Source organism: candidate division TA06 bacterium B3_TA06 (assembly GCA_005223075.1).
Taxonomy (GTDB): domain Bacteria; phylum Hydrothermota; class Tepidihabitantia; order B3-TA06; family B3-TA06; genus B3-TA06.
This window is the reverse complement of sequence record NJBO01000007.1, coordinates 73,817-97,235: the sequence shown is the minus strand read 5'-3', so window position 1 is coordinate 97,235 and position 23,419 is coordinate 73,817. Positions and strand designations below refer to the sequence as shown.

Sequence of the window (23,419 nt, the reverse complement as noted above, 5' to 3'; positions counted from 1 at the left end):
TCATGTATTCACTTTCTTTAATAATGAATAATAAGCAAGAATCACCTTAATGCAAGCCCCTTTTACACCCCACACGCCCGCTGAGCGTTCGTGCACCCAAAGGGCGGGCACAAGCGGGGACCCCGGTGTTGAACCACTGAATTCCCTCATGGAAGTAACCAGAAGGCTACGAAACCATGCACCGGGCATGGAGCAACTCAGCGCAGGTAGATCTCCACCCTTCGGTTCTTAGCCCTTCCTTCAGGCGTGGAGTTGGAGGCTATGGGCCGAGCGGCGGAGATGCCGCAAGGGACCAATCTATTATAGTCTATCCCCCGCGCAAGCAGGTAACGGGCTATGACGGCCGCACGTCGCGCTGTAAGCTCCCAGTTGGTGGGATAGACATCGCGCAACGAGGAGCCAACGCGCACGTTGTCGGTATGGACCATGATGACCACGTCGCCCTGGGTGGTCTTAAGTGTGGGAAGGAGCTTATCCAGCTCGCCCTTGCCCTTGGCCGACAGTTCGCCTGGCTTGGTCGAGGAAAAGAGGTTGTCTGAAGGGATGGTTGCAAGCAGGTTGCCGTAGTCGAATTCGGCCCCGCGGGTTGAGGGGGTTTCAGAGGTTGCGGTATCGGGTGCAGGCATTGTATCGATCGGCTTCCCCTGCAGAACCGCCACCTTATCTGTCCACATCTTTATCTCCTCGGCCTGCTCGGCGTAGCCGCGCTCCAAGGGCGCGTAGAAGATGAAGTAGCCGGCCACCCCGGCGGCAGCGAAGAGCAGCGCTAAAATCCAACCTAAATATCTCACGTAAGACCCTCCTTGAGCTCGCGCAGACGCGCGATCTTTGCGGTAAACGTCTCCAGACGTTCGCGTTCCCCGGATACGATCTCATCGGGCGCGTTGGATAAAAACCCATCATCTGTCAGTCGCGAGTTGATCTTTTTGACCTCACCTTCCAGCTTGGCTAACTCCTTGGAGATTCGGGCACGTTCGGCCTCAAGATTAAGTCTGCCGGAAGAGACAAGCTCTGCAAGCGGTAGATACACGGCTCCCCACCCGAACACCGAACCGGTCGAAGGATGCGGTTTCTCCTGAACACGAGCCACAGATTCGATCCTGGCAAGACCGGCAAGAAAGATCATATTCTCCTTAAGCGAGGCAAAGAGTTCCTCGTCTTTCGTGACGACCGCAACCGGAACCGGCGTATCCTTTCCGACTCCAAGCTCAGCCCTCATGGTACGGACAGCGGTCACGAGATCAACCATCGCGTCTACGGATGCATCTGTTTCCCTGAACTCCGGGGGGACCTCGGGCCAGCGGTCAGAAAAAAGCCGATGATCTGCAAGGCTGAACCGCTCCCAGAGCTCCTCGGTGATGAACGGCATGTATGGATGAAGCATGGCCAAGGAGGAGCGGAATACGTATAACGCTGCGGAGATGGGCCGACCCTCCCGCTTTGCGATCTTTGCAAACTCAAGCCCCCAGTCGCAGAAGGAGTGCCAGTAAAAGTTGTAAAGATACTTAGCCGCATTGTAAAGATCGTGTTTTTTGATAAGTGTTGCGGCTTCATCAGCCGCCTTTGCCAGTCTTGCAAGCATCCAGCGCTCGGTGGGTGCAGGGTCGAGTGGAATCTCTGCCTCCTCTCCATTCCGCAGTGAGTCAAGCAGTCTTGCCGAGTTCCAGAGCTTGTTGGCAAAGTTGCGCCCCACCTTGATTCGCTCCTCGGAGTAGCACACATCCTGCTCGCGCGGGGTGATGAGCATGAGGCCGAAGCGCAGCGCGTCCGCGCCGTATTTATCTATAAGATCGAACGGATCGGGCGAGTTCCCAAGGCTCTTACTCATCTTTCTGCCGCGCTCGTCCCGGATCATCACGTGGAAGAATACGGCGTCGAACGGCGGCTTAGAAGTGAACTCAAGCCCTGCCATGATCATACGCGCGACCCATAAGTAGATGATGTCCCAGCCCGAGACCAGGGTGTTGGTCGGGTAGTAGCGCTTGAGGTCTTCAGTCTCTTCGGGCCAGCCCATCACCGAGAACGGCCATAACCAGGAAGAAAACCAGGTATCTAAAACGTCCGGGTCCTGGGTAAGGTCGGAAGCCGCGCACCTGGGGCAGACCGAAGGCTCATCCACGGACGCAAAGACGTGTCCGCATTTTGGGCAGGTGTAGACCGGTATGCGGTGGCCCCACCACAGCTGCCGCGAGATGCACCAGTCCTGGATCGAACGCATCCAGTGGAAATATAAATTCTTCCATCGTTCCGGATAGAATCTTATGACCCCGTCCTGGACCGCCTTGATTGCAGGCTCGGCCAAGGGCTTCATCTGCAAGAACCACTGCTCTGACAGGATGGGTTCGATAACCGTATCACAACGAGAGCAGGTAGCGATCGAGAGCCGGTAGGGTTCGGTCTTTTCCAGGAGTCCCTGAGATGCCAGGTCTCGAACGATCTCTTTTCGTGCCGCGTAGCGGTCTTTCCCGGCGTAGGCGCCCGCCTCTTCGGTCATCACGCCTGCCTCATTGATCACCCGCACCTTTGCGAGATCATGGCGCTTGCCTATCTCGTAGTCCGCGGCGTCGTGAGCAGGGGTAACCTTTACCGCACCGGTGCCGAAATCGGGTTGGACCGACCCCTCGGCGATCACGGGTATGCGCCGGCCCATGAGAGGCAGGATGACGTTCTTACCGATGAGTTTCTTGTAGCGCTCGTCTCGAGGATGAACGGCAACGGCCGTATCCCCGAGCATGGTCTCAGGCCGGGTGGTTGCAACGGTGACGTGGCCGGAACCGTCTTCAAGCGGATAGCGGATGTACCACAGCGAACCCTGGCGCTCTTCGTAGGAGGTCTCCTCGTTCGAGATAGCCGTATGGCAGCGCGGGCACCAGTTCACTATGCGCAAGCCGCGGTATATGAGCCCCTTATCGTAAAGATGCACGAATGCCTTGCGCACCGCGCGGGAAAGCCCCTCATCCAGGGTAAAACGCTCGCGCGAGAAGTCCAAAGCGCAGCCCATTCGTTCAAGCTGACGCCGGATGATATCCCGGTGCTCCTCGGCCCAGCGCCACACCTCCTTAATAAACCCCTCGCGCCCCAAATCTTCCTTAGATTTTCCTTCCTCGGCAAGCTTGCGCTCCACCACCACCTGGGTGGCGATGCCCGCGTGATCTTCTCCAGGAACCCACAGCGCCTCGTTGCCCGCAAGCGAGGCAAACCGCACCAGGATGTCCTGAAGCTCGTTATCCAGAACGTGACCTAAGGTCAGCTTACCGGTAACGTTGGGCGGGGGTATAACTATGACGAACTTTTCCTTTTCCTCATCAGGCTTGGGCGTGAACAAACCCTCCTGCGCCCAGGCCTTATACAGCCGCTCCTCTATACCTTTTGGGTCGTATGTCTTCGGGAACCCCGCTTGCATCAGGTATTATAGAAGATGACTAGGGAAAAGTCAAGTGTAGGAATGCTCCTTTTTGCCTGCGGACACCTGTGCGCCGGAGGGGTAAAAAGATCGCAGTTATATGCAGTCTACTTTAGCCTCGCTTGTTCCTTAATCAGCAAGCGAACCTGACACCCGAAGGGGGTGCGCTGAGGTTCGCGCTACTACTATGATCTTCTCCCTACCTCAACACGATTAGCTTCAGACTGCGCGACTCGCCTGCTGCCTTTAGCCTTACGAAGTATATCCCTCGAGGAACGGGCTGACCTGATTCCTCGCGTGTATCCCAGATAACAAGGTGCTCGCCTTCCTCCTGGCTGCCAATGTTCAATTCGCGCACCCGGGTGCCGATTACATCATATATTTCTAGTGTAACGTCAGCTTGGGCAGGCAGATGGTAGCGAATCCCTACCGATTTATGGGCCGGGCTTGAGGAAACATTCTCAAGCTCCAATCCTCTGGCAGGTGAGGATTCCTCGGTAACCCCCGGCTCCATGTGACAATCGCTCATCTGAGTCGAGACATCTGTTGGACCGATCAGGGCGAGAATCGTAAAGGTGGTTCTGCCGGCCAGGAAGTAATCCCCACCAGGGGAAGTAGACTCCCACACACGGGCAACGTAGGTTCCGGGCGCAAGCCCCTTAAAGGTGTGGGCGAAGTTGAAATAGCACATGCAATCGCATTGTGGAAAAGTATCCTGCTCGAAGATGTCTATGGTGTAGCCACCCTTTCGGATCTCAAAGACCATCTCCGGGCAGCAGTTGAACCATGCGTCGTCGTGGTGGACATAGGCGACGTTATCGGCAACCTCTGACCACACCTTGCCTGACAGGGCGTATGCCGGAACCGCGGCGGCCACCAGCATCAAAGCCACCACTACCAGGTAGTTTCTTTTCACAAACCACCTCCTCGGTTGGTTATCAATATTAATGTAGGCCAAAAATGGGGCTTGTCAACCACACCCCACTCGTTCGCTGCACGACCGAGCGGGGACCCCAGAGGGCGAGGGTATTCGCGTGTGGGCGCGTTATCACCTCAACACGATCAAGGGCAGGCTGCGTGCCTGGCCTGCGGCCTGGAGCCTTACGAAGTATATCCCTCGAGGTATGGGCTGACCTGATTCCTCGCGGGTATCCCAGATAACAAGGTGCTCGCCTTGCTCCTGGCTGCCCAGATCCAACGTACGCACCCTGGTCCCGGTCACGTCATAGATCTGAATCAACACCTCGGTCTGGGTTGGAAGAAAGTAGCGAATCTGCGCAGATTGCTGGGTTGGGCTTGAGGAAGCGTTGGTAAGCTCCAGACCTGTATGGGGAGAACTGGGAGGCTCCTCGGCCCCCTCGGCGTCGTAACAATCGCTCATCAGGGTAGTAGTGCTGAACGAGCCTAGCTGGGCTTTTATTGTGAAGATCGTGGTGCCGGCCAGTGTATACTCTTCGTCGTAGGAGGCTTCCCAAACGCGGGCAAGATAGGTTCCAGGCTCAAGGCCTTCCAGGATATGGGTGAAGTCGAAGTAACACATGCAATAGCATGGGTGGGTCCCCAGATCGCGCTCGTAGATATCTATGATGCCTGCGGTATCCGGATTGGGCTTAATCTCAAATGACATATCCGCGCAGCAGTTAAACCAGGCACTGTCATGGTGGACGATGGCGGTATTGTCGGCAACCTCCGACCAAACCCTGCCTGAGGCGTAAGCGGGAATCGCCCCCACCAGGCAAACCACAACCGCAAGAAAGACCATTCCTTTTTTCACAAACCACCTCCTCGGTTGGTTAGTAATATAACCCTAGGCCAAAAATAGAGCTTGTCAACCACACCCCACTCGTCTACTGCGTAGCCGAGCGGGGACCCCGAATATCAATGAATCGGGCCGACCTGACGCGAAGCGCGCGGCAAAGCCGTGAACGTCGGCCACTACGAACCCTTTAATCAAGTTGTAGGGGCGACGCAGGGCCTGCCCCTTGAGATGTTGTACATCTCATAGGGTATGCGTCGCCCATACATATTCTTACATGAGGCAACAGGGGTGGTCAAGTTAGTGCGCCAAAAGTTAGCTACCAGGGTGGCAGGTGGAGAGTGAGGCTTTTTAAGTGGACCGGTCTCCACAGCAAGGGGTCTCAAAAAAGAGCCTGGCCAATCAGCCCTCAGCCTGATCAGCCAGGACATTTAGGTGTCTGCCCTCCTAATCCATAGACAACCTTATCAAAAGCCTCCTGCTATTGTATGCCCCAGAGGGGCTATTACCTCAAAGCCTGCACTGGTACTCGGCGATAAAGTCTCCACCGCTTGTCCCGTCGCGATCTCCATCTATCGGGTGACCGTTCTTCTCGGCTACCCACTCCTGGAACCGTGAACGACCCACAACCCTAACCTTTAGCATCCCCCCTCCTTCAGGAAGAAGTTCGCTTGCCGGCTGCAGGGACTCAAACTTCAAGGTTTGTTCATCTGGAAATGTAATCTTACCGTTCACCAACTCGACAAGATCGGTGCTAACGATAAACGTCCCGCCGTTTGTAACAGAGCTGGGGTCAACTGGTCGGGTGAACTTATAGGTGAGTACGAGTCTCTCATTCTCAATCTTGAGAACTTCTGTGGTCTCACCACCTGCTATGATCTGCAGCGGCTTCGCCGCACAGACCAACCCTCCAACCACAACCCCTAAGAAGGCTACAGCAATAATTGCTCTTTGCCAATGCATTACGCCTCCTTGCCTATACTGTTACTCCCGCATCTCTAGGTCGCGAGGCATCTCCTCGGACCTAACCGTCCTCTATAATTACTTTAGTCCAAATTTCTTACTTGTCAAGGCCTACTCTAGGAATTAACGAGTAAATTACAGGGTGATTGGGGTGCAATCTTATCTCAATACGATCAAGGGCACCGGCTACTCCTTTGGTCTGAAGGTCTGCTCCACCGCCCGCTCAAGCTCGCGGATGCGGTCGGGGCCTGTCTTTTCGTAGGTCCAATCTTCAGGTACAGCGTCCTCGTAGCCTACTCCTTCCGGCCAGTAGTGGGGATCGCGTTCATAGAATTGGGTCAAACAGGTTATCCGGAAGTCAAGCTTCTCCGTAGGTATAAGATAGGTGGTGAATGAGCCTACGGCCTGATAAATATCATCGCACTGCGTATCCCACCACCATCCGCGTAGACGTAAGGCCTTCCTGCCTCCTATAGTAATCTTCTGCATCCCCTTTTTCTCATGGGCGATATAATTGAACTGTTCCCCAAAGGGCAACATATTTACGACCACCACTTCCTCATGTGGGTACCAGCGGATGAAAACCGCGCCTTTGTCACCAACAGAGAGTGAGGTACAACTAGTATCGGCGCAGTAATTGAGCTCTCCAAAAAGGGAATCAACCTCGCCCCAGAAGTGGTTAAGTCCTATGAGTTTGGTTGTGTAAGGCGGCTGGAAGGTATCTACTACATCCTGGAGCTCGCAGTCGTATTCGTGAAAGTGTGGGGAGTTTTCCAGAGCTGAATATTCGCAATATTCATACCATTGGATGTAGTTTGAGGGAAGTTTGGTGGCTTGGGAGGAAGCACCAAGCACAAGATAATGACAGTTAAGAAATTCATAAAGGAGTATATGTTTTTAAGAATGATTTGTCAAGGGGGGAATTAACTTAGACTCCTAGTGGCTTGTGGAGGCTCGGAAGGAGGCTATCTTAGGCGGCCTTTAACAATTAAGTTCCTTGCGTCAAGTAATTCCCACGTCTCCGGGCCGCATATCCACTTATTTTCACCCCACGATTTCGCTACGCGAACTCGCGGGGACCCCCCAAATAATGCTCCTTTTTGGCTTCACCAAAAAGATCGCAGTTCCTATCTGATAGAATCATTAAAAGCTCCACCTATAACTCAGACAGAGGTGCAGCCCTTTTGTGTCAAGGCGGGGGCCCAGGCTCAGCCCGCGGTAAACCAAGGAGGCAAAAATGAAGGGAACGACACGGGCTTGCAGGGTGTCGCCGAGAAGCCTCACCCCCGAGCCGACCCCTACCTCGAACCTGGGCCCCGATCTTTTCGTGCGCACGTGAAATCCCTCACCCTTTGTGCGAATCGCAAACCGCTCGCCCACCTTGTAGCTGTAATCCTTGATGATCCCTTCCCTGGCCCCCTGGGAATCCGGGACAGGCAAAAGGCTCGTGAAGCTGAGCTTCCCCCTTGAGTAATCGAGCGAGATGATCGCCTCTGGCCAGCGACCCCAGATGGTGTCCGGCCTGATGGTGTCGGCATACACAACCACCGTCTCAGGCTCGGCCTCCTTCCACACTATCCTCTCATACCACCGTAGCACGGTATCTCGAACGATCTGGCTGATGCGCAGTGTATCGTGGACCCGTAACACCACCGTTTGCGATTCTCCGCCTCGGCAGCGCATACCCAGGATGAATGCACCAGCGATCAGAACGATCGCCGCACCGAGCGTTATCCAATCCCTCAGCTTCATGCATAATTGTCATCGGTTCCGTGAAGAACACCATAGAAACCTGAAGAATTCTCGTGTACTAACCTGCTTGACGGCTACAAAGGTGGGATTATAATATCAAAATGCGAAAGGGAAATAGTCTGGAACAAGTTCAACCTTCTGAAGAAATCAAACCGAAGAAAAGAAGAAAATTCCGTATGCATAAAAAAGTGATCTTCAGCTGGACCGCCATTCTCTCGTGGGTACTTACGGTAACTTCATTAGCAGTCGCCATATATTTCGGAATTGACAGCCAAAAAAGCCAAAAGGAGCTCAAAGTAGTCCAAGAGAACCTTATAGATGCCCAAGAGGAAGCTAAGTCAGCTTCAGATAGTTTGCGGCTAATACAAGAAGAAGGAAAAAGACAAATGCTGGAATTCTATAAAATGGTTGACCAAATCCTAGATACTACAACTTCATATAAGACAAGACGAGCACTAAATGAAATGAAAAAGAGTATACCAAAAAGCTACATTGGTTTAGTAAGTGATATAGAACTTGCTGCCGATTCGATGGCGAAACTTAAAGAACAAGAGGCACGTGCAGAGGAAAGAATGATTGAGGCTTTAACTTACACATATCCCTCATTAGATACGCCAATCAGCCTAGGTAAGACTTGTTTTAACAAAATGGATCATTGGTTACTTGAAGTTTTGGCACCTAAATCCTGTACGCTTTTTTATTCCCAACGTGAAGGAGCAGAGCTAACTGTAAAAAATCTCGCTGGTATAGATAAAACTGGGTCTATGGAAGTTTGTATCATTACTAAAGATGGTAAGTATTACTACGGGTTATACCGTTATCCTGTAAAAGACACCTACTGTAAACTGAAATTGCCCCCTCTTTCAATATCTGATACCTGCTATGTTTTGGTAGGGCTATATCTTAAGTCTGATTTAATGAAAAAAAATAATTATACTTTTTACTGTAAAGTGGTCGTAGCTATACCTCTCAAATAAAATTTTTTGCGAAGGTTCAAACTTGGCTAGTCTTTTTGAAAAAGTTTCTATTCCCATTAGCCCCATCGGAGTAATCCACTCGCCATACACCGATCCCGCAGACATCCATCCCTTGCGCTCCCGGTTTATCAAGGGAAGCATCGAGATATTCCCAGAATACGCGAAAGGTCTCAAGGACATCGATGGCTTCTCGCACATCTACGTGTTGTGGTGGTTTCACCTATCGAAAGGACGAGAGTTGCTTGTTTCGCCTCTGATGCGGCCTTGCCCCAAAAGAGGTGTATTCGCTACCCGCCACCCATGTCGGCCTAATCCTTTGGGATTAACGGTTGTTCGCTTACTCAAGCGTGATAAAAACATCCTTCACATCAAGGGCGTGGATATGACCGACGGCACGCCTGTGCTAGATATCAAGCCATACACCCGGCGCGACCGACGCTCACACATTCGCCTCGGCTGGCTCGACGAGGTGGAGCGAAGAGAGCGCTAAACTCTCCTGCGATCTTTTTGCGTCAGAAAAAAGGAGCATTAAGGGAAAGGCATGCCTTGCCCCTACATTTTTTGAAGTGTAGAACGGACTCTCCAGTCCGTTCATAATATAAAAGCATAGGCTGGAGCAGTCGACACCAGACCGCGGTGCAGGCTGGGGCACGCTGAGCCTGTGCTTGACAACCGTAATAATCGCGGTAGAGTGCGCTGATGGCAAATAGTAGAATCCTTATACCCATCTTGATTATCCCAATGGTGTGTTACGGGTGTTACGGGGGGTGGCAGCGGGAGGCCTTTGACTGGGGGCTGATCCTGGGTATGGCTACCGGAGGTTTCATTTCCAGTAAGGCTGAGCCGTTCTTTGAGAAGCCTTTGATCAACGGGCCGGGCGACAAGGAGTATCGAGAGGAACAGGTGCCTGACCCCTGGGTATGGGGGGCTAGTATCGCTACGGTGGGACTGGTCGCGCTTCTGCCCAATCAGGAGGGCTGGCTTAATGACCGCAGCTACCGCCATCTTAAAGGAGCGGAGCAGGCGGCCGCAGCAGGGTTCTTTATCAAGGAGTTTACAAAGGACCTGGTGGGACGTCCCCGGCCCGACTATTACGACCGCCTTGAGCTTGGGATCGAACTGGATGAAGCGCGCAAGAGCTGGCCCTCGGGCCACACGACCCATGCGTTCAATGTTGCCACCTATCTTAGTCTTTTCACCTGGGACGAGTGGCGCGCAGACGAGCCTCTTGCGATAGCCGCGAAATCGGGGATTACTGCTCTCCTTGCCGCTGGTGCGGGCTGGGTCTGTTGGACGCGTGTTGCCGACAACCGCCATTATCCGGGCGACGTTGCAGCCGGCGCCGTCCTCGGTGCAGGCACCGCGCTCTTCTTCTACTCCTGGCAGAACTGGTGGGGAAAGCCACAGGGGGATGAAAATCCCAGCCAATCCTCAATCATCGAGGCTACCCCCTTCTCAATCGGCGTGCGGTTTACGTTCTAGATTCTACAAAAGAAAAAGCCCGCTCTCAAACGCGAGCTTTAGAATATCAGGATTATGTAGGTTTACCTAGACCTACGTTTTTAATGTAAGCGACCCCTTCGTGGTTTTCGATAATCTTATAAGCTGGTGTTTCACTTAGAGTAAGGACACAGGCGTGGTGCACGGATTATATTGCGCCCTGAAGTTTTATGTAATTGTTTAAGATATTTCCGTCTAACAGCGTCGAAAGGACTTGTGGGCGGGGGGTAAGTCTTTATTTCCTCAAGGAGATCTTTCCAATTTGGCATTATTGTCTTTTGAAGACATCCAGGTTAGATGAATCTGACAAGCTGGTTACCCAGCATTTCTTAGAAGGCTCTTCAGGTTCGCACACATACCCCTTTGATGACATCTCCCTCCGTTTCTCCTCCGTATCAAGCTCCATCTTGCGGAATACTTCCTCAATCTCACGCATCCGCTCAGGGCTTGGGTAATGCTCAGATCCCCTCTCGGGTTTTGGTTTGCTTCGACTCTCCATGCATAGCCTCCTTTAGCTTGTTAAGTATAGTTTATTGCTAAGACTTGTCAAGGGGGTGTGGTGCGTGCGCCAAGAGATGGTTACCAGGTTGGTAAGAGGGTGGGGAGAATATTAGAAAAGGCGGGGATCTCCTTTAGACTTACAAAAAGAGAACTAAGAAAGGAGATCCACCGCTTATGCAAGTATCTTACCAGAGGTTACACAAAATGAACCCCATCCAGGCAAGACGTATGATTATAGAGACTTACCCGCGATGTGCAAGCATCTCGGCAACGGCAAGAGAGATAGGGACATCCAGACAGGTAGTACGTAAGTGCCCCGTAGGGGTATAAGTGGATTCGCAGATACGAGGAGGAGGGAGAGAAAGGACTACGGGATCGTTCCCGCCGTCCTCACATCTCGCCTCTCAAAACGTCCTATCACCCCAAGCGGTTGCGAAGCAACCGCTTGGGGACCCCGATCTTTTCTCCAAAGGAGAAAAGGAGGGGGCAAACGCTTCTACCCTGCCCACTGGGCATGGGAAGTAAAGGAGCCGTTCTTTCACCCCACACGAACTGAAGTTCGTGCGGGGACCCCGATCTTTTGTCCCGAAGGGGCAAAAGGAGGGTTAAAGACGGACTCAGGCGAGGAGCAGCGTGCCCCTTGGGGCAAGAAGTTGCCCCATAGGGTATTTGGTGGAAAGAGCCCAAGGACGCTGGAGAGACTCCAAGAGACTCTCTACAGTCCCTGGAACGCTGTGCTGGCAAGAATACCTTTGGGACGTAAGGGGTATAACGGTCGTGTAGAAAGAAGTCATCTTACCGATGATCAGGAGTTCTATCTGCCCTGTATACTCAGCTGGAAGGATACTGACGATCTGTTACGATCAGCTCAGGCATGGCAGTATGTCTATAACATCAAAAGGCCACACTTCGGTAAAGGTATGGGTGGGCTGTCGCCCCTTGTACCCTTGAGGGGCATAAACCAAACTTCAATCTCTTGGTTACAATCACCTCGATGATAACTTCTCTCTCTTCCCAGTGGCCCTCCTCGATGACCTCAACCCCCTCCTACCTGGTAACGATGTATTGACCATGGACAAGGTATTTCTAAACCCAAGCTTCCAGCCAGAATTTTCTGTCGGATTATCTTTAATCAGATCAGGGGTTATCCGGGACTGCGATCACAAAGTACATGGGGCCCATCTGCTTGATCTCAACCTTTTTGAACCCTGCCTTCGAAAGTAGCTCGTGGATTCTGCGCCTTGTGTAGAAGTAAACAGGGCATCGATTTAATCCCAGCCTGATCTTGCGGGGTAACGTCCTCCAACTCCAAAGTACAGGGAAGCTAAGAAAGGCTTTCTCCCTGGTCAACTCACTTATTTTAATCAGCGTCGGCAAGGGATCCTTAATATAATCCAGTAGACCCATCCCGATACAGATGTCAAAGGCCTCGTCCGGACCGTATTCCATTATGTCTGTCTGGATAAACCGGGCTTTCTCTTCCAGAGCCTCTTTTTGAGCGCGCTTTTTTGAAACCTCGATCATCCTCCCTGAAACATCTATACCTACTACACTTATAGCTCCTCTTCGGGCGAGCTCCAACGAGTAGCGACCTGCCCCGCAGCCGACATCAAGAAAGGTTCGCTTTTGGATCGGTTCTGAAAGCTTTAGGGTTAGCCTGAGCGTATTGATTGGCCCCAGCTTGACCCTTGGTTGGGCTGGGTCAAGCTCCCACGGGTGCAGGTAGAAGACAGCAGGACGCCCCTGGCGGTTGCATCGCTTAAGAATCGCCTTTGTCAGGCCGTAGGGATAGAGCCTGAAATAACCCCCTCCGCAAGGTATCCTTTTGCCCAGGATCTCCACGCAGCTTAAGGGGACCTCTATTAATGAGTTATCCAGCTTGTGGATTGCCAGCGGCGCATTGCCGATGCCGTAATCAGGATGAAGGCTTAAGGGGAAGATGGAGGAGTCGTATCGGATGCCGTTGTCTTTAAGTATCTGTAACGCCCACAAGGTCGCGCTCGTGATGGTAAAAGAGGGCGCACGAAACCCCAATATCTCCTGTTTTACGCATCTTCTTGTGACGTCAATGGCCTTCTTTAGATCCTGCTCGAAGGATCGAGGTGTCATCTCGGTAAGCGAGGTATGTGAATATCCGTGGGTGGCTATCTCATGACCGTGATCGGCTATCTCCTTGATCAGCTCGGGCGAGCGCTCTGCGATCCAGCCCAACACAAAGAAGGTCGCTTCCGTATCATGTCTGGAAAAAAGCTTCAGCATACGCCTCGTATCTTCAACGACCCGGAGTTCCTGGTTGTTCCACTCGTTCTTCTTAACGGCTTTGTTCAGGATGTGTCCACAGAACCATTCCTCCAGGTCAACTGAGAAGGCGTTTATCATACTCGGAATATAACCGAAATCCTGATCCGGTCAAGTGAATTGGCCGTGCGGCTTGAGGTTTTTTTCACCCCGAAGAATTTTATCCCCCCGTTGAAAGGCGGGGTTTTTGGTATCAGATTATGGCAACGTTCGTCAGATTTGAATGCAATTCGGGATGTTTTTTGGGGTATTTTTGTGCTTTTTTGGGGTAGAAATTTGCCCATCCCTGGGAGTGCGATTCAGCAACTTTTTTTACCCGAAATTTCAAAGATTGCCAATGAAACAATCTAGTCACCTTAGAAAACGTAGCCAGATACATAAAGAATTGACAAAATATCGAGATTTAATCTCTATATCGAAACTAGCATTTTCCCTTCCTATTGCCTTACATAAAAATCTACTCGACCGAAGGGCGACGTCAAAGAAGGAAATTGGCTGAATGTCTGATCAAATCTCGGCCTGGGGTTCTTTCCAGGAGATCGTTTGCCCATCCGCGAGCGAAGCGTTGTGGCTGCGTTGGATCTACTCCGGCGCAATTTGCAAAAGGGGCACGGCATGCCTTGCCCCTACCAAATCGGTGAAATTTGTGTAATCTGTGGTTTATTCGACCTTTACGATTTTTACTATCGTGTGCTCGCCGTCCCGTGCAAAGTAGGTGCCGGTGGGTAGGTTGGAGATGAAGACCTTGTTATCTAAGATCGCTCCCTCAATCACTCGTCCCGTTGCGTCCACAAGCTCGCTTGCCCCGGCCACGTTCACGTATGGTCTTGAACTTATCAGGCTTGGGGTATTGCCCGTCGGCTCGGCATCGCTGGTGGGCTGCTCCGCAATAGCAGTTGCGGTATCCGGCAGGAAGATAAGGGCTTGAAGGTAGGCATCTCTGCAAGTAGCAGTATAATCGCGGGCGATATAGTGATGAGCAAGTCGCAGAGAGACGGCGTGCTCCCCAGAATCAAGCAGATAGGTGTAGATAAGAGTAAACGATACTGTTCCACCTCTGCCGTCCGTGATCACGAGCGCCACAGGCGGCAAGCTGTTCCCATCCAACTCCAGCCCTAGCTTTGCATTCTTTGCCTGTCCTCCTGCGGCGAACTGAGCGTAACAAGCAGAGTCAACGGAAAACGATACCTCAACTACACTTAGAGTATCTTCTTTATCCATGGGTATAGAAACCGTACCTTCTTGGTAGGCTTCAAACAGAACAGGCGCAGCAACCACCACGCTCACCCCGAGAAGCAATCCTAACGTCATTAACACCGATCTTTTCATCTGCAACCTCCTTGATGTTATTTAGTGATTTAGTATAGAGGGATGTTTGGGAGATGTCAACGGTTTCGCATACGGCTCACCGCTCACAGCCGACAGCGGTCAGCTGACAGCGATCAGCCGTGAGCCGTCAGCTTAGTCCACTTTGGCCGTGCGACTTGGGGTTCTTTTCACCCCATGTCGTTGCTGCCGTTTCTGCGAAGCGTACACAACGCCGCAGGGACCCCGAGGAGCTTGGTGCCTTCGCTTACGCGGGGGTGTTTCTTTATTGTAGAGATATTTCATGGGGTGAGGGTTTTGGGTTGACACGCGCAGTCTCGTGGTTAGAATTCAGACACCATGTCTCAAACCAAGGATAAGATTCAGGGAATCTTTATCTCTGAGATAGAGATCTCAAAGGGTCTTCTGGTAAAAATCTTTACCAAGTTCCTTGACCGTATCTCCCCCCGAAAAGAGGAAGTGAACGACATGAACTACTTCCCGGTCAGGGACTGCGATACCGGGGACAACCTGGTGGTTACCCTGAAGAGTATCCTTAGAGGGATAAAACAAACCGACCGTTGTCCCAAGCGAGAGCTGATCGAGAGCCTTCAGGAGGAGATACTGCTGGAAGCGGCCAGGGGTAACGCGGGGATGATCTTTACCGGATGGTTCGCAGGTTTCCTTAACTATCTACAGGAGGAGCTGGTCCTTAACTCAATGAGCCTGGCCCACGCCATGGAAAGGGGAAGGGATTGTGGGTATCGAGTATTTGCCGAGCCGCGAGAGGGAACCATCCTGGATCCTATCCAGGTTTCTGCTCAGACCGCCCTGGGTGTTTATGAACAAGAAAAGAACCTCGTCTCTCTGTTTGGAGAGATTATCTCTCAGGCCAGGATTGCCGTTGAGGGGACCACCGACAGGTTAGGCGATCTACTTAAGGGGAAGAATACACCCGAGGAGATCCAGGCGCTGCAAGCCAATCATGTGGTTGATGCCGGTGCGCTGGGCTTTTTGATCTTCCTGGAGGGCTTGCAGGAGGCGATAGCTGAAGCGATCCAGGAAAGGGCAGGGGTGGTGGTAGTAATAAAAGGGGAAGAGGATCTCAACGAAGATGCACTTAGAGAAGCATTCTCGCCCTTAGGGGATAGTCTGGATATCAACGTCTCACCGTCCCAAAAAAGGGTTGCTTTACACATCCATACCGATTCTCCCGAGAAGGTAGCCGAGGTTGCAGGTAGGTTCAGCGATATACATGATTTCAGGATAGAAGATTTAACCGAGGAGGGATAATTATGGACACCTCAGCCCGAAGAAAAATAGGTATAGTAACCGACGAGGCGTCCAATCTATCAGAAGATTTCGCTCTAAAGCACGATATAGAGGTAGCTAAATACCCGGTCTGGTTCCCGGATGAAGACGAGGAGATCAAAGATACAAAAGCTCTTTATCAGAGGATGAGAGAGCTCAAAAAGACAGCCAAGACCTCTGCTCCCCCGCCTTTAAGGTTTAAGAAAGCCTACAAGAGGTCTCTTGAGAAATTCGATAAGGTGCTAGTGATTCTACTATTCAAAGGATGGTCAGGTACGTTTGATTCGGCAACCCAGGCGAGAGACCAGATGGCTCCTGAGGATAAGGAGCGGATCGAACTCTTCGATACCCACCTGGCTTCGGTAGCCGAAGGGTTGGTGGTCTGGAAGGCGCAGGAGTTAGCTAATCAGGGCAAAGAGCTTCCCGAGATCCTAAAGATATTGGAAGAATTCAAAGAGGGTGTAAAACTACTTGCTTTTATGGAGGATCTTGTCTGGCTGGTACGCGGCGGCAGACTTCATGAACCGTGGGCCACGCCGGCCCTGGCTCTGCAAAAGGCAGGGGTTCGTCCGGCTATAGGGATTGTGAACGGCCAGGTAAAGATGACCGGTCTCAAATTGTTTAGTAAAGATATAATTACAGCAATAATAAATGAATTAAAGAGGGTTTCCCGGAAAGGAAAAGTCAGGCTAGCCGTTGCCCATGCCGATATCTCCGAAGAGTCTCTATCCAGGTTGAAACAAGGGATCGAGGAGCTGGGGGCGGAAACTCTGTTTGTCTCGCAGTTGACTCCTCTGATAGGCTCACACACCGGCCCGGGAACCATAATGGTTGCTTATCACTACTAGCTTCGGATTAATAGGGGTCGGGATTTATGAACAGACAGGAGTGTTCTACATCATTTCCCTCACCCTCTGTTCCTCTGCTGCTATGGAGTGCGATGACCGCGTCATTTTTACCCCACAAAGCCGCTACACATCAACATCTATCGTGTGGCACAGGCTCTCTAGCCTGTGCAAACAGACGGTTTTAGATTCTGTATCGTCAATTACTTGTATCCCAGTAAGGAATTCAGTTTAGGCGGGACGGTCCCGGACATCCTCAAGATCCTCGGATTCTTCCACAGGTTTCTCTTTGATATTGAGTGTGCGGCCCTTCCATGTGTTCTTACCGGCAATGGTCATGACCATTGAGCGGACGGCCATGAGAACCCATAAGAAAACGATAACCGGATAGAGAAGCGTTAGATATAAAGGGTAGTGGAAACGCAAGTGTGTTATTCCCCACAGGATAATTGAACATCCTACGGTGACGAGGGCAAGCACCACCGAGGTTTCAGAGACGCCAACTCCGGTTATGGCTAATCCAAGCACGAGCACCGGCAAGATGAATACCGTAGTAAGCCACAGCCAGACCGGTATGTATACGAGTAGATTGTTGCCGAAGGTGGCGAACAGGTTCTTGCTGAAGCCCTCGGAGACCTCCTGCAGATTTGTATACATCCGGCAACTGATATAGTGAGTTGCGTCCACTATTCTCCAACGTAACCCTTGTGCCTTGATCCTTCGTCCGAACCAGACATCATCCAGCACTTTTTGCTTTGCGGTTTCGTAACCCCCGATCTTTTCATAAGCCTTGCGGCGAAAGAGCATGAACTGACCAACTGCGAGGCAAAAGGCAGATAAGCGAGTTCTATGCGCAAAACCGACAGGCAAAAAGGAGTTGATGCCGAAGGACATAACGGGTATGGTCAACTTTTCGCCCAAAGATTTAGCTTCTTCCCTGGGCAGGGCGGTAAGAAAATCGGCCTCTTCCGCCTCAAAAGCTGCCGCCGCTTCTCGCAGGGTGTTTGGATGATGACGGGTATCGGCATCGGTAAACAGAAACAGTTCTCCATCTGCAACCCCTACCAGCTGATGACATGCCCAGTGCTTGCCTATCCAACCCTCAGGTAAAGGCTCGCCCTTACGGATTTTCAAGCTTTTGTTCTCTTTTGTTAATCCCTCAAGCACCTCCCAGGTCCTGTCAGTAGACTCGTCATCAAGGACGATCACCTCGAAGTCAGGGTAGTCCTGAGCCAGAAGCGAACGCACGCATGCAGCGATGTTTTTTTCTTCATTACGTGCAGGCACCAGAATCGAGACACGCAGGAAGCGAGAGGGCGCAGGATAGTCTCCTAACCTGCGGAAGCTCCTTGTGTTGCTGAGGGCAATCAGCAATAATAGCAGGAGGAAAACGATAGTAATAACCTGAATGTTTATCCAGATATTACTCAAGAGGCCCTCCTGAGGAGCCTTAGGATGTAAGGCCTGGGTTTGATAGCTTTCTTCAGATCGATCCGGTGCTTGTACAGGAATATTGCCATGTTGCCTGCCCAGATGGCGAGCAGCGGTATCTCCAATCCTCGAACAAACAGGCCGAGGAGGAGAAGGTAGCCTAGGAATGCGAGCATACCGAAGATGACCGACCAGGAGGGATGATCGATAAGGAGATAGAAGAGCCCTATGAGGAGTCCAAGGACCACCAGTCCCTCCCAGATAGTGATAGCAGTCCATACGCCGAATGTTACCGCTATCGCCTTTCCACCTTTGAACTTCAGGAACGGTGAGAACGCGTGTCCCAAGATGGGAGCCAGAGCAACCGGCACCAGCATCCATCCATTGATACCGAATACCCAATGAGCCAGCCCTACCGGGACAGCGCCTTTGCAGAGCTCAAGAATTCCTGCAGGAAGACCTATCTTCCAGCCGCCCGCCTTCCACGCATTCATGGCACCGGGGTTGGCATCGCCGTACTCCCTGACGTCTTTTTTTAGTAGCAATTTCCCCAGCCATACCGAAAACATCATTGAGCCGGCAGCAAATCCAACGCCGGTCCAGAGCAGAACGTGCAAAGGGTTGCTGTTCATCTAGCTACATCCTTTGAACAATGCCAACCATCTCTGAAAGATGCATCCGCGTATAAATAAAGCGACCACAGATCTGCGCCCCACCATGAACCTACCATATCCATAATGCAGATTTTGTCAACCTGAAGTGATGCTATTCTTTCAATCGGTGAATTTTCGGTGTCGTTTACTTTTGTTTGAGATCCCTCCTTTCCAGATGGCACGGCCTGAAATGGTGAGGCAATGCGAGGACTTGACAAGGATTCTCATTTGTTTATAATAAACGTACCATAGTTCTCTACCTTTGTAGGGAACCCATAGAGGTTTTGGCCGCTGAACCAGATATAATCAGCGGTCATTTTTACCCACGGTTAAATATCGTTTGCTTTACATCAATATAAACCGAGGAGGAGATGGAAAACAAAACAAGAATCACAGGACTGGCGGTTGGGATGGCGCTTTTGGTGTCGTCCGCGGTCCCGCTATCCGCCGGTGATGTTCAGAACTATACCGATACGACCGAGCTCACCGAGCATCTCAAAGGAAAACTTAAGTCCATTTCGGCGTTAACGAAAAGCGACAGCCTTCCCGTATTCTACCTTTTTCTGGATACGTTTTACAACCCGGCCGAGGGCGTGAAATGCGTGCTCGAAACCAGAAGGGGCAGAGAAGAAAAGTACTCCGATAAGAACGGCGAGGTGCTGTTCTGGGTGCCGCGCAGCCAGCGCTCGAAGGTCAAATTTAACGCATATTGCAGCCAACCGGTGAATCACTATTCTTCCGCAATGGGATGTGTGCCAATTGGCGATTCCACGGAAGTCGTTAACCTAGGTTTCTTTGGATCTATCAGATTAATCCTCAAGCTCATGCGGGAAACAAGACAAGCACCTTTAAAAATGAGTTACGGCATGCCTGAGATAGAGGGGGAGGGGATAAGGGTTCTTTACCCGGAAAAGTACAAAAGCGAAGCGGAAGTAATCCTCGAGCACGAAAAAAAGTGCAAGGCGGTAATTGACAGCATTCTTAGGATGCGGCTTATGCCCTTAAAGGTCGTCATTGAAGAAGAACAAGCTCCATTTGGGCTTCACTTCGACGGCGGCTGGTGGACAACCGCCAGGATGCAAAGCGGATTTGTTTTAGGAACGCTTCCACACGAATGGGTGGAGACCTCGCTCGGCGTAATCTATCTCGACGTTACCTCTGATTACAGCACCCGCTGGATTGGCGATGGGCTTGCCAACTACACCATGTTCGAGATAGAAAAGCGCTACCATCCCATAGGTCTTTCCTATCTGCATAACGAAGAGTGGTCGGGATACGATCCTGAGAAAACCTACGACCTTAAAACCTGGAAAGGGGGCGATGTTACAGATCTTGGAGGCGGCAGGTCGGTTGGCATGTTCGGTTACCTTATCGCCCCGTACTTCTGGGCAAAGGTGGTCGAAAAGTCAGGCAACCCCCAGCTTATCCCGCAGTTCCTTGAGGAGTTACGCGCATCCGAAAACAAGAGCTCGGATACAGCAATCGCAATCCTCTCGCGGCTCTCGGGTCTCGACATCGCCTCAGAACTCGTCATCACAGGCTCCGAGCTCCGCGAGAACTTTGGTCGCTACTGGCCGAGCCCGGATACGGCGACTGGCAGCGACGAATGAGCATGCCGGACTCGCCTTGACATCGTTGAAAAAGTATTTATCATCTTACGATGACTAAAAAGAACGGAGATGTAATAACTATCCCGATTTCAGTGTGGGAGAGCGCCGAGACCAAAGAAGACCTGGAGGACTGGCTCCTTGCGCATAACCCTAGGTTTGTTAAACGCATGCTCAAAGCAAGGGAAGAGGACCTTAAAGGAGAAGTTGTGTCTCTAGAAGAGGTTGAGAAAAAACTCTCCCAATAATCTTTTATTCCGGTAGGAAAAACTGAGTCGTCTTCCCCAAGAGTCTTATGGAATACAAAAAATTTTCAACATTCGATAGAATTTCAATTGTTTCATCAAAGCGATAACTATCCGAATTGTCTCAAGTTGCATGAAAAATCCACCCAGTCGTCTTGACAATTATAACAACCCAAGTAAGATTCAACCGAGAATGTTTAATCTGGTGTTTACTAAGAAGGCTCTTAAGGAGATTGAGAATTTGGACAGGAATGTTTCCTTGAGGGTGCTAGATAAGCTTAAGTGGCTTGCGGGACATGGAGATGAGGTGGTGCATCATCAACTTACTTCTTTACCGGAAAGCCTTAAGGGACTTTGTCGCTTGCGGATAGGTGAGTGGCGGGTCTTATATTGGGTATACCACGAGGAGAAACGTATTGTTGTTTACGGTGTTGCACCTCGAAGCGAGGCCTACCGAAGCCTTCCTTAATCGTTAGGATGTTTCCGGGGTCCCAACCGAATGCTCTGCGTTCGGTTGGGGTAAAGATACCTTGACATCCCGGTGAGTATGACAATAATTAAGTGTCAAATCTAATACAGAGAACCAAAAGGAGGTCGTTATTGAGAAACGTGCATGTAATCGGTCAACCTGGAACCGAAACCTCAAATAATCCCTGAACTGGAGAGGAAAAAATGTATTCAGAAGAGCTTTCAAAGGCTTTGATGGGTTTCTTTTTCGGGACTACCGTCTCCTCCGCCATAATAGAGACCCTTGCCGAGAGCCAGACACCGTTGGGGATAGCAGAGATCCTGGCAAGTGTCCGGGATATCCGGCGTATACAGCTGCCGCAGAGTGCGGTGGAGAGCTCGCTCACGTTGATCGAGGAGGCGGGTCTTGTAGCAGGATCGCGAGACACATTTAAGCTTACCGAGTTGGGCGCAGAGCTTTCAGCCAGACTTTCAGAGCTCCGCACGCCTCCCGGCAAGTAAGGCACAGCGCACCAACGCATAGGGTCCTGCCAGGGTTACTCTTTTCGGGGTGCCCGTGGCGTTGCCAAGCAACGATGTGGGGTAATAGTCCTTGACTAAGGCCCTATTTCCCGCATAATACCCCCTACCCAAGGAGGCTTGATGTCAGTTGAGATTCGTGAGGTTCGCACGAGGAGGGAGAGGAAACTTTTCATCTACTTCCCGGAGAAGCTTTACGAGGATCGCTATCCGCAGTGGGTGCATCCCATCTATCAAAACGAGAAAAGTTTCTTTGACCCTGCTAAGAACGACGCGTGGAGTTTCTCCGACGGGGAGCTTTACCTTGCATGCCGTGACGGCAAACCGGTGGGCCGCGTCATGGTGCTTATCAACCACAAGCTGAATAAGTTTCAAGACAAACGCGAGGCGCGTTTTGGGTTCTTCGATTCCGTAGACGATCAGGGAGTGGCATCTGCGCTCCTTGGTGCGGCGGAGGAGTGGGCGCGTTCAAAAGGGTGCGATCGCATCGTTGGACCGCTGGGCTTTACCGACATGGATCCGGAGGGGATGCTTGTCGAGGGATTCGAGGAACGCGCCTCTATAGCCACCTGGTGGCACCCCCCATATACCCCAGCGCTTGTTGAACGGGCAGGATACGCGAAGGAGACCGACTGGGTTACCTATCTTGTGGAGCTTAGCAACCCCTTGCCGCCGGTCTATGCCAAGATCGCAAAAAGGCTCTCTTCCCGCACGAGCTACAGGTTAAAGGAGTTTGCCAAACGCAAGGAGTTCAAGCCCTCTATCGAACCGATCTTTGCTCTGATCAACGAGGCCTACAGCCATCTCTACGGGTTCTCTCCGCTGAACGAGGAGGAGATTCAAAAGGTTGCCGCCACCTACATCCCAATTCTGGACCCTCGTTTCGTAAAGGCCGTTACCCTGGACGATCAGGTGGTTGGCTTCGCCATAGGAATCCCGGATATGACCGAGGGTATACGCGCGGCTCGCGGCAGGCTTTTCCCCTTTGGGATATTCAAGATCCTTGCGGCACGCCGCCGCTCCAAGCGGCTGGATATGCTTTTGGGAGCAATCAAAGAGGGGCATCGCGGAAAGGGACTGGATGTGCTCATGGCCAACGCCTTGTATGTCAGTGCTCGCAAGGCGAAGATGACGCACTCGGATAGTCACCACGAGCTTGAAGACAATACCAGGGTGCGTGCGGAGATGGATAAGCTGGGCGGCAAGATTTACAAGCGCCACCGAGTATTTTACAAAGAACTTTACCCAAAGGGCACGCTGTAAAGGAGCTATCTATGGGAAGCTTTGTTTCGCTAATGTTGCTTGCGAGCTTTAGTGTGTGTGCTGTCCCGCGGGTTGATACTGGAGCTCTAATTGAGCAGGCTGTGATCGGCCTTATGGGTGCGGCGGCAGCAGGATTCCTAACCGGGGAGCTGGCATGGATTGCGGCTCCAGAGATCTCGGATACAACCGAGGAGTACCCGCTTCGCACCAAGCAACGCGCGGCGGTAGCTGCAGCCTACAGCGTAGGCGTGCCATTCGGATCGGCCCTTGGTGTGCACGTCTCAGGGCTTGCCATGGGGAGAAAGACCCCATTCTGGCCCAAGTGGGTTGGGGCGGAACTGGGGGCATTGGCCGCAGGCGGGATATCGTTATTGATACTTTCCCAGACCAAGGCCGACACCGCTGAGTACAACCCCCACCTGGTGGATCGCCCTGTGGAGGTTCTAGCGGCAGCGCTTCCGGTTGCGGCCGGGGTCAGTGGAGCCTTCCTCGGCTCCTGGCTTGCGCATAAACTCGGCTGGGCCGAGGGGGGAGTCCCGCCTGTTCGCATAGGTCTGTATCCGGCAGGTGACGGGTTTGCGGTCTCCTGCAAGCTCTGCCTAAGCTTCTAGACCCTTTCGCT

24 protein-coding genes are annotated in these 23,419 nt (G+C 51.8%); 12 read left to right on the top strand and 12 right to left on the bottom strand.

The features are described 5' to 3' along the window. Positions 1-197: 197 nt before the first annotated feature. The 7 genes from CEE36_05920 to CEE36_05890 form a co-directional block, all read right to left on the bottom strand. Complete coding sequence (locus CEE36_05920; GenBank protein ID TKJ43020.1) at positions 198-791, bottom strand: hypothetical protein; 594 nt, start codon at positions 789-791, stop codon at positions 198-200. Next, positions 788-3,403: a valine--tRNA ligase gene (locus CEE36_05915; GenBank protein ID TKJ43019.1), complete on the bottom strand. Its 2,616-nt coding sequence runs from the start codon at positions 3,401-3,403 to the stop codon at positions 788-790. Before CEE36_05915 ends, CEE36_05920 begins: the two co-directional genes overlap by 4 nt. A 199-nt stretch (positions 3,404-3,602) precedes the next feature. After that, on the bottom strand, positions 3,603-4,319 hold the full coding sequence (locus CEE36_05910; protein ID TKJ43018.1) for a hypothetical protein: 717 nt from the start codon (positions 4,317-4,319) through the stop codon (positions 3,603-3,605). A gap of 132 nt (positions 4,320-4,451) precedes the next feature. Beyond that, positions 4,452-5,177 carry a hypothetical protein gene (locus tag CEE36_05905; protein ID TKJ43017.1) on the bottom strand — a complete coding sequence of 242 codons (726 nt, stop codon included), beginning with the start codon at positions 5,175-5,177 and terminating at the stop codon, positions 4,452-4,454. Positions 5,178-5,669: 492 nt separating this feature from the next. Next, positions 5,670-6,122 (bottom strand): hypothetical protein, encoded by a 453-nt coding sequence (locus CEE36_05900; GenBank protein ID TKJ43016.1) that lies wholly within the window; start codon positions 6,120-6,122, stop codon positions 5,670-5,672. 186 nt (positions 6,123-6,308) lie between these two features. Then, on the bottom strand, positions 6,309-6,977 hold the full coding sequence (locus CEE36_05895) for a hypothetical protein (GenBank protein TKJ43015.1): 669 nt from the start codon (positions 6,975-6,977) through the stop codon (positions 6,309-6,311). Positions 6,978-7,265: 288 nt separating this feature from the next. After that, positions 7,266-7,874 (bottom strand): hypothetical protein, encoded by a 609-nt coding sequence (locus CEE36_05890; protein TKJ43014.1) that lies wholly within the window; start codon positions 7,872-7,874, stop codon positions 7,266-7,268. A 101-nt stretch (positions 7,875-7,975) separates the two neighbouring features. Here CEE36_05890 and CEE36_05885 point away from each other — a divergent pair, with 101 nt between their 5' ends. From CEE36_05885 to CEE36_05875, 3 genes are all read left to right on the top strand, one after another. Then, positions 7,976-8,851, top strand: coding sequence for a hypothetical protein (locus CEE36_05885; GenBank protein TKJ43013.1), 876 nt, complete (start codon positions 7,976-7,978; stop codon positions 8,849-8,851). A gap of 49 nt (positions 8,852-8,900) precedes the next feature. Further along, entirely contained in the window at positions 8,901-9,341 is a 441-nt protein-coding gene (gene tsaA, locus CEE36_05880; protein TKJ43035.1) for a tRNA (N6-threonylcarbamoyladenosine(37)-N6)-methyltransferase TrmO, read from the top strand. 209 nt (positions 9,342-9,550) lie between these two features. Beyond that, positions 9,551-10,333 (top strand): hypothetical protein, encoded by a 783-nt coding sequence (locus tag CEE36_05875; protein ID TKJ43012.1) that lies wholly within the window; start codon positions 9,551-9,553, stop codon positions 10,331-10,333. Positions 10,334-10,619: 286 nt separating this feature from the next. On the opposite strand, the gene CEE36_05870 is transcribed toward CEE36_05875, so the two are convergent. Further along, the gene (locus CEE36_05870) at positions 10,620-10,850 is read right to left on the bottom strand and encodes a hypothetical protein (protein ID TKJ43011.1); all 231 of its coding nucleotides are present in this window, start codon (positions 10,848-10,850) and stop codon (positions 10,620-10,622) included. Positions 10,851-11,186: 336 nt separating this feature from the next. Here CEE36_05870 and CEE36_05865 point away from each other — a divergent pair, with 336 nt between their 5' ends. After that, positions 11,187-11,408, top strand: coding sequence for a hypothetical protein (locus CEE36_05865; protein ID TKJ43034.1), 222 nt, complete (start codon positions 11,187-11,189; stop codon positions 11,406-11,408). A 581-nt stretch (positions 11,409-11,989) separates the two neighbouring features. Here the strand turns inward: CEE36_05865 and CEE36_05860 are convergent. Together CEE36_05860 and CEE36_05855 are read right to left on the bottom strand one after the other, a co-directional pair. Next, positions 11,990-13,231: a hypothetical protein gene (locus CEE36_05860; GenBank protein ID TKJ43010.1), complete on the bottom strand. Its 1,242-nt coding sequence runs from the start codon at positions 13,229-13,231 to the stop codon at positions 11,990-11,992. Positions 13,232-13,810: 579 nt separating this feature from the next. Continuing rightward, positions 13,811-14,479 carry a hypothetical protein gene (locus CEE36_05855; GenBank protein TKJ43009.1) on the bottom strand — a complete coding sequence of 223 codons (669 nt, stop codon included), beginning with the start codon at positions 14,477-14,479 and terminating at the stop codon, positions 13,811-13,813. 336 nt (positions 14,480-14,815) lie between these two features. On the opposite strand from CEE36_05855, the gene CEE36_05850 reads away from it, so the two are divergent. Beyond that, complete coding sequence (locus tag CEE36_05850; GenBank protein ID TKJ43008.1) at positions 14,816-15,748, top strand: hypothetical protein; 933 nt, start codon at positions 14,816-14,818, stop codon at positions 15,746-15,748. Between the two features lie 2 nt (positions 15,749-15,750). Beyond that, entirely contained in the window at positions 15,751-16,614 is an 864-nt protein-coding gene (locus CEE36_05845) for a hypothetical protein (GenBank protein ID TKJ43007.1), read from the top strand. A 228-nt stretch (positions 16,615-16,842) separates the two neighbouring features. Here the strand turns inward: CEE36_05845 and CEE36_05840 are convergent, their stop codons facing one another. Both CEE36_05840 and CEE36_05835 read right to left on the bottom strand, forming a co-directional pair. Continuing rightward, a complete protein-coding gene (locus tag CEE36_05840; protein ID TKJ43006.1) occupies positions 16,843-18,321 on the bottom strand; it encodes a glycosyl transferase family 2 in 1,479 nt (492 codons plus the stop codon). Beyond that, a complete protein-coding gene (locus tag CEE36_05835; GenBank protein TKJ43005.1) occupies positions 18,039-18,674 on the bottom strand; it encodes a hypothetical protein in 636 nt (211 codons plus the stop codon). Before CEE36_05835 ends, CEE36_05840 begins: the two co-directional genes overlap by 283 nt. 392 nt (positions 18,675-19,066) lie before the next feature. On the opposite strand from CEE36_05835, the gene CEE36_05830 reads away from it, so the two are divergent. The 6 genes from CEE36_05830 to CEE36_05805 all read left to right on the top strand — a co-directional run bounded on the left by CEE36_05830 (position 19,067) and on the right by CEE36_05805 (position 23,408). Then, positions 19,067-20,305: a hypothetical protein gene (locus CEE36_05830; protein TKJ43004.1), complete on the top strand. Its 1,239-nt coding sequence runs from the start codon at positions 19,067-19,069 to the stop codon at positions 20,303-20,305. A gap of 50 nt (positions 20,306-20,355) precedes the next feature. Next, positions 20,356-20,550: a hypothetical protein gene (locus CEE36_05825; GenBank protein TKJ43003.1), complete on the top strand. Its 195-nt coding sequence runs from the start codon at positions 20,356-20,358 to the stop codon at positions 20,548-20,550. Positions 20,551-20,740: 190 nt separating this feature from the next. Continuing rightward, positions 20,741-21,016 (top strand): hypothetical protein, encoded by a 276-nt coding sequence (locus CEE36_05820; GenBank protein TKJ43002.1) that lies wholly within the window; start codon positions 20,741-20,743, stop codon positions 21,014-21,016. 203 nt (positions 21,017-21,219) lie between these two features. Further along, complete coding sequence (locus CEE36_05815; protein ID TKJ43001.1) at positions 21,220-21,516, top strand: hypothetical protein; 297 nt, start codon at positions 21,220-21,222, stop codon at positions 21,514-21,516. Positions 21,517-21,657: 141 nt separating this feature from the next. Beyond that, positions 21,658-22,797, top strand: a complete 1,140-nt coding sequence (locus CEE36_05810) for a hypothetical protein (protein TKJ43000.1) — start codon at positions 21,658-21,660, stop codon at positions 22,795-22,797. Between the two features lie 11 nt (positions 22,798-22,808). Next, the gene (locus CEE36_05805) at positions 22,809-23,408 is read left to right on the top strand and encodes a hypothetical protein (protein TKJ42999.1); all 600 of its coding nucleotides are present in this window, start codon (positions 22,809-22,811) and stop codon (positions 23,406-23,408) included. Positions 23,409-23,419: the final 11 nt, after the last annotated feature.

Bases quoted from the DNA above. Each gene is read 5' to 3' on its own strand.
- CEE36_05915 (TKJ43019.1), bottom strand. From the start codon at position 3,403: ATGCAAGCGGGGTTCCCGAAGACATACGACCCAAAAGGTATAGAGGAG.
- CEE36_05900 (TKJ43016.1), bottom strand. From the start codon at position 6,122: ATGCATTGGCAAAGAGCAATTATTGCTGTAGCCTTCTTAGGGGTTGTG.
- CEE36_05890 (TKJ43014.1), bottom strand. From the start codon at position 7,874: ATGAAGCTGAGGGATTGGATAACGCTCGGTGCGGCGATCGTTCTGATC.
- CEE36_05885 (TKJ43013.1), top strand. From the start codon at position 7,976: ATGCGAAAGGGAAATAGTCTGGAACAAGTTCAACCTTCTGAAGAAATC.
- CEE36_05875 (TKJ43012.1), top strand. From the start codon at position 9,551: ATGGCAAATAGTAGAATCCTTATACCCATCTTGATTATCCCAATGGTG.
- CEE36_05870 (TKJ43011.1), bottom strand. From the start codon at position 10,850: ATGGAGAGTCGAAGCAAACCAAAACCCGAGAGGGGATCTGAGCATTAC.
- CEE36_05860 (TKJ43010.1), bottom strand. From the start codon at position 13,231: ATGATAAACGCCTTCTCAGTTGACCTGGAGGAATGGTTCTGTGGACAC.
- CEE36_05855 (TKJ43009.1), bottom strand. From the start codon at position 14,479: ATGAAAAGATCGGTGTTAATGACGTTAGGATTGCTTCTCGGGGTGAGC.
- CEE36_05850 (TKJ43008.1), top strand. From the start codon at position 14,816: ATGTCTCAAACCAAGGATAAGATTCAGGGAATCTTTATCTCTGAGATA.
- CEE36_05845 (TKJ43007.1), top strand. From the start codon at position 15,751: ATGGACACCTCAGCCCGAAGAAAAATAGGTATAGTAACCGACGAGGCG.
- CEE36_05840 (TKJ43006.1), bottom strand. From the start codon at position 18,321: ATGGACTGCTATCACTATCTGGGAGGGACTGGTGGTCCTTGGACTCCT.
- CEE36_05835 (TKJ43005.1), bottom strand. From the start codon at position 18,674: ATGAACAGCAACCCTTTGCACGTTCTGCTCTGGACCGGCGTTGGATTT.
- CEE36_05830 (TKJ43004.1), top strand. From the start codon at position 19,067: ATGGAAAACAAAACAAGAATCACAGGACTGGCGGTTGGGATGGCGCTT.
- CEE36_05825 (TKJ43003.1), top strand. From the start codon at position 20,356: ATGACTAAAAAGAACGGAGATGTAATAACTATCCCGATTTCAGTGTGG.
- CEE36_05820 (TKJ43002.1), top strand. From the start codon at position 20,741: ATGTTTAATCTGGTGTTTACTAAGAAGGCTCTTAAGGAGATTGAGAAT.
- CEE36_05815 (TKJ43001.1), top strand. From the start codon at position 21,220: ATGTATTCAGAAGAGCTTTCAAAGGCTTTGATGGGTTTCTTTTTCGGG.
- CEE36_05810 (TKJ43000.1), top strand. From the start codon at position 21,658: ATGTCAGTTGAGATTCGTGAGGTTCGCACGAGGAGGGAGAGGAAACTT.
- CEE36_05805 (TKJ42999.1), top strand. From the start codon at position 22,809: ATGGGAAGCTTTGTTTCGCTAATGTTGCTTGCGAGCTTTAGTGTGTGT.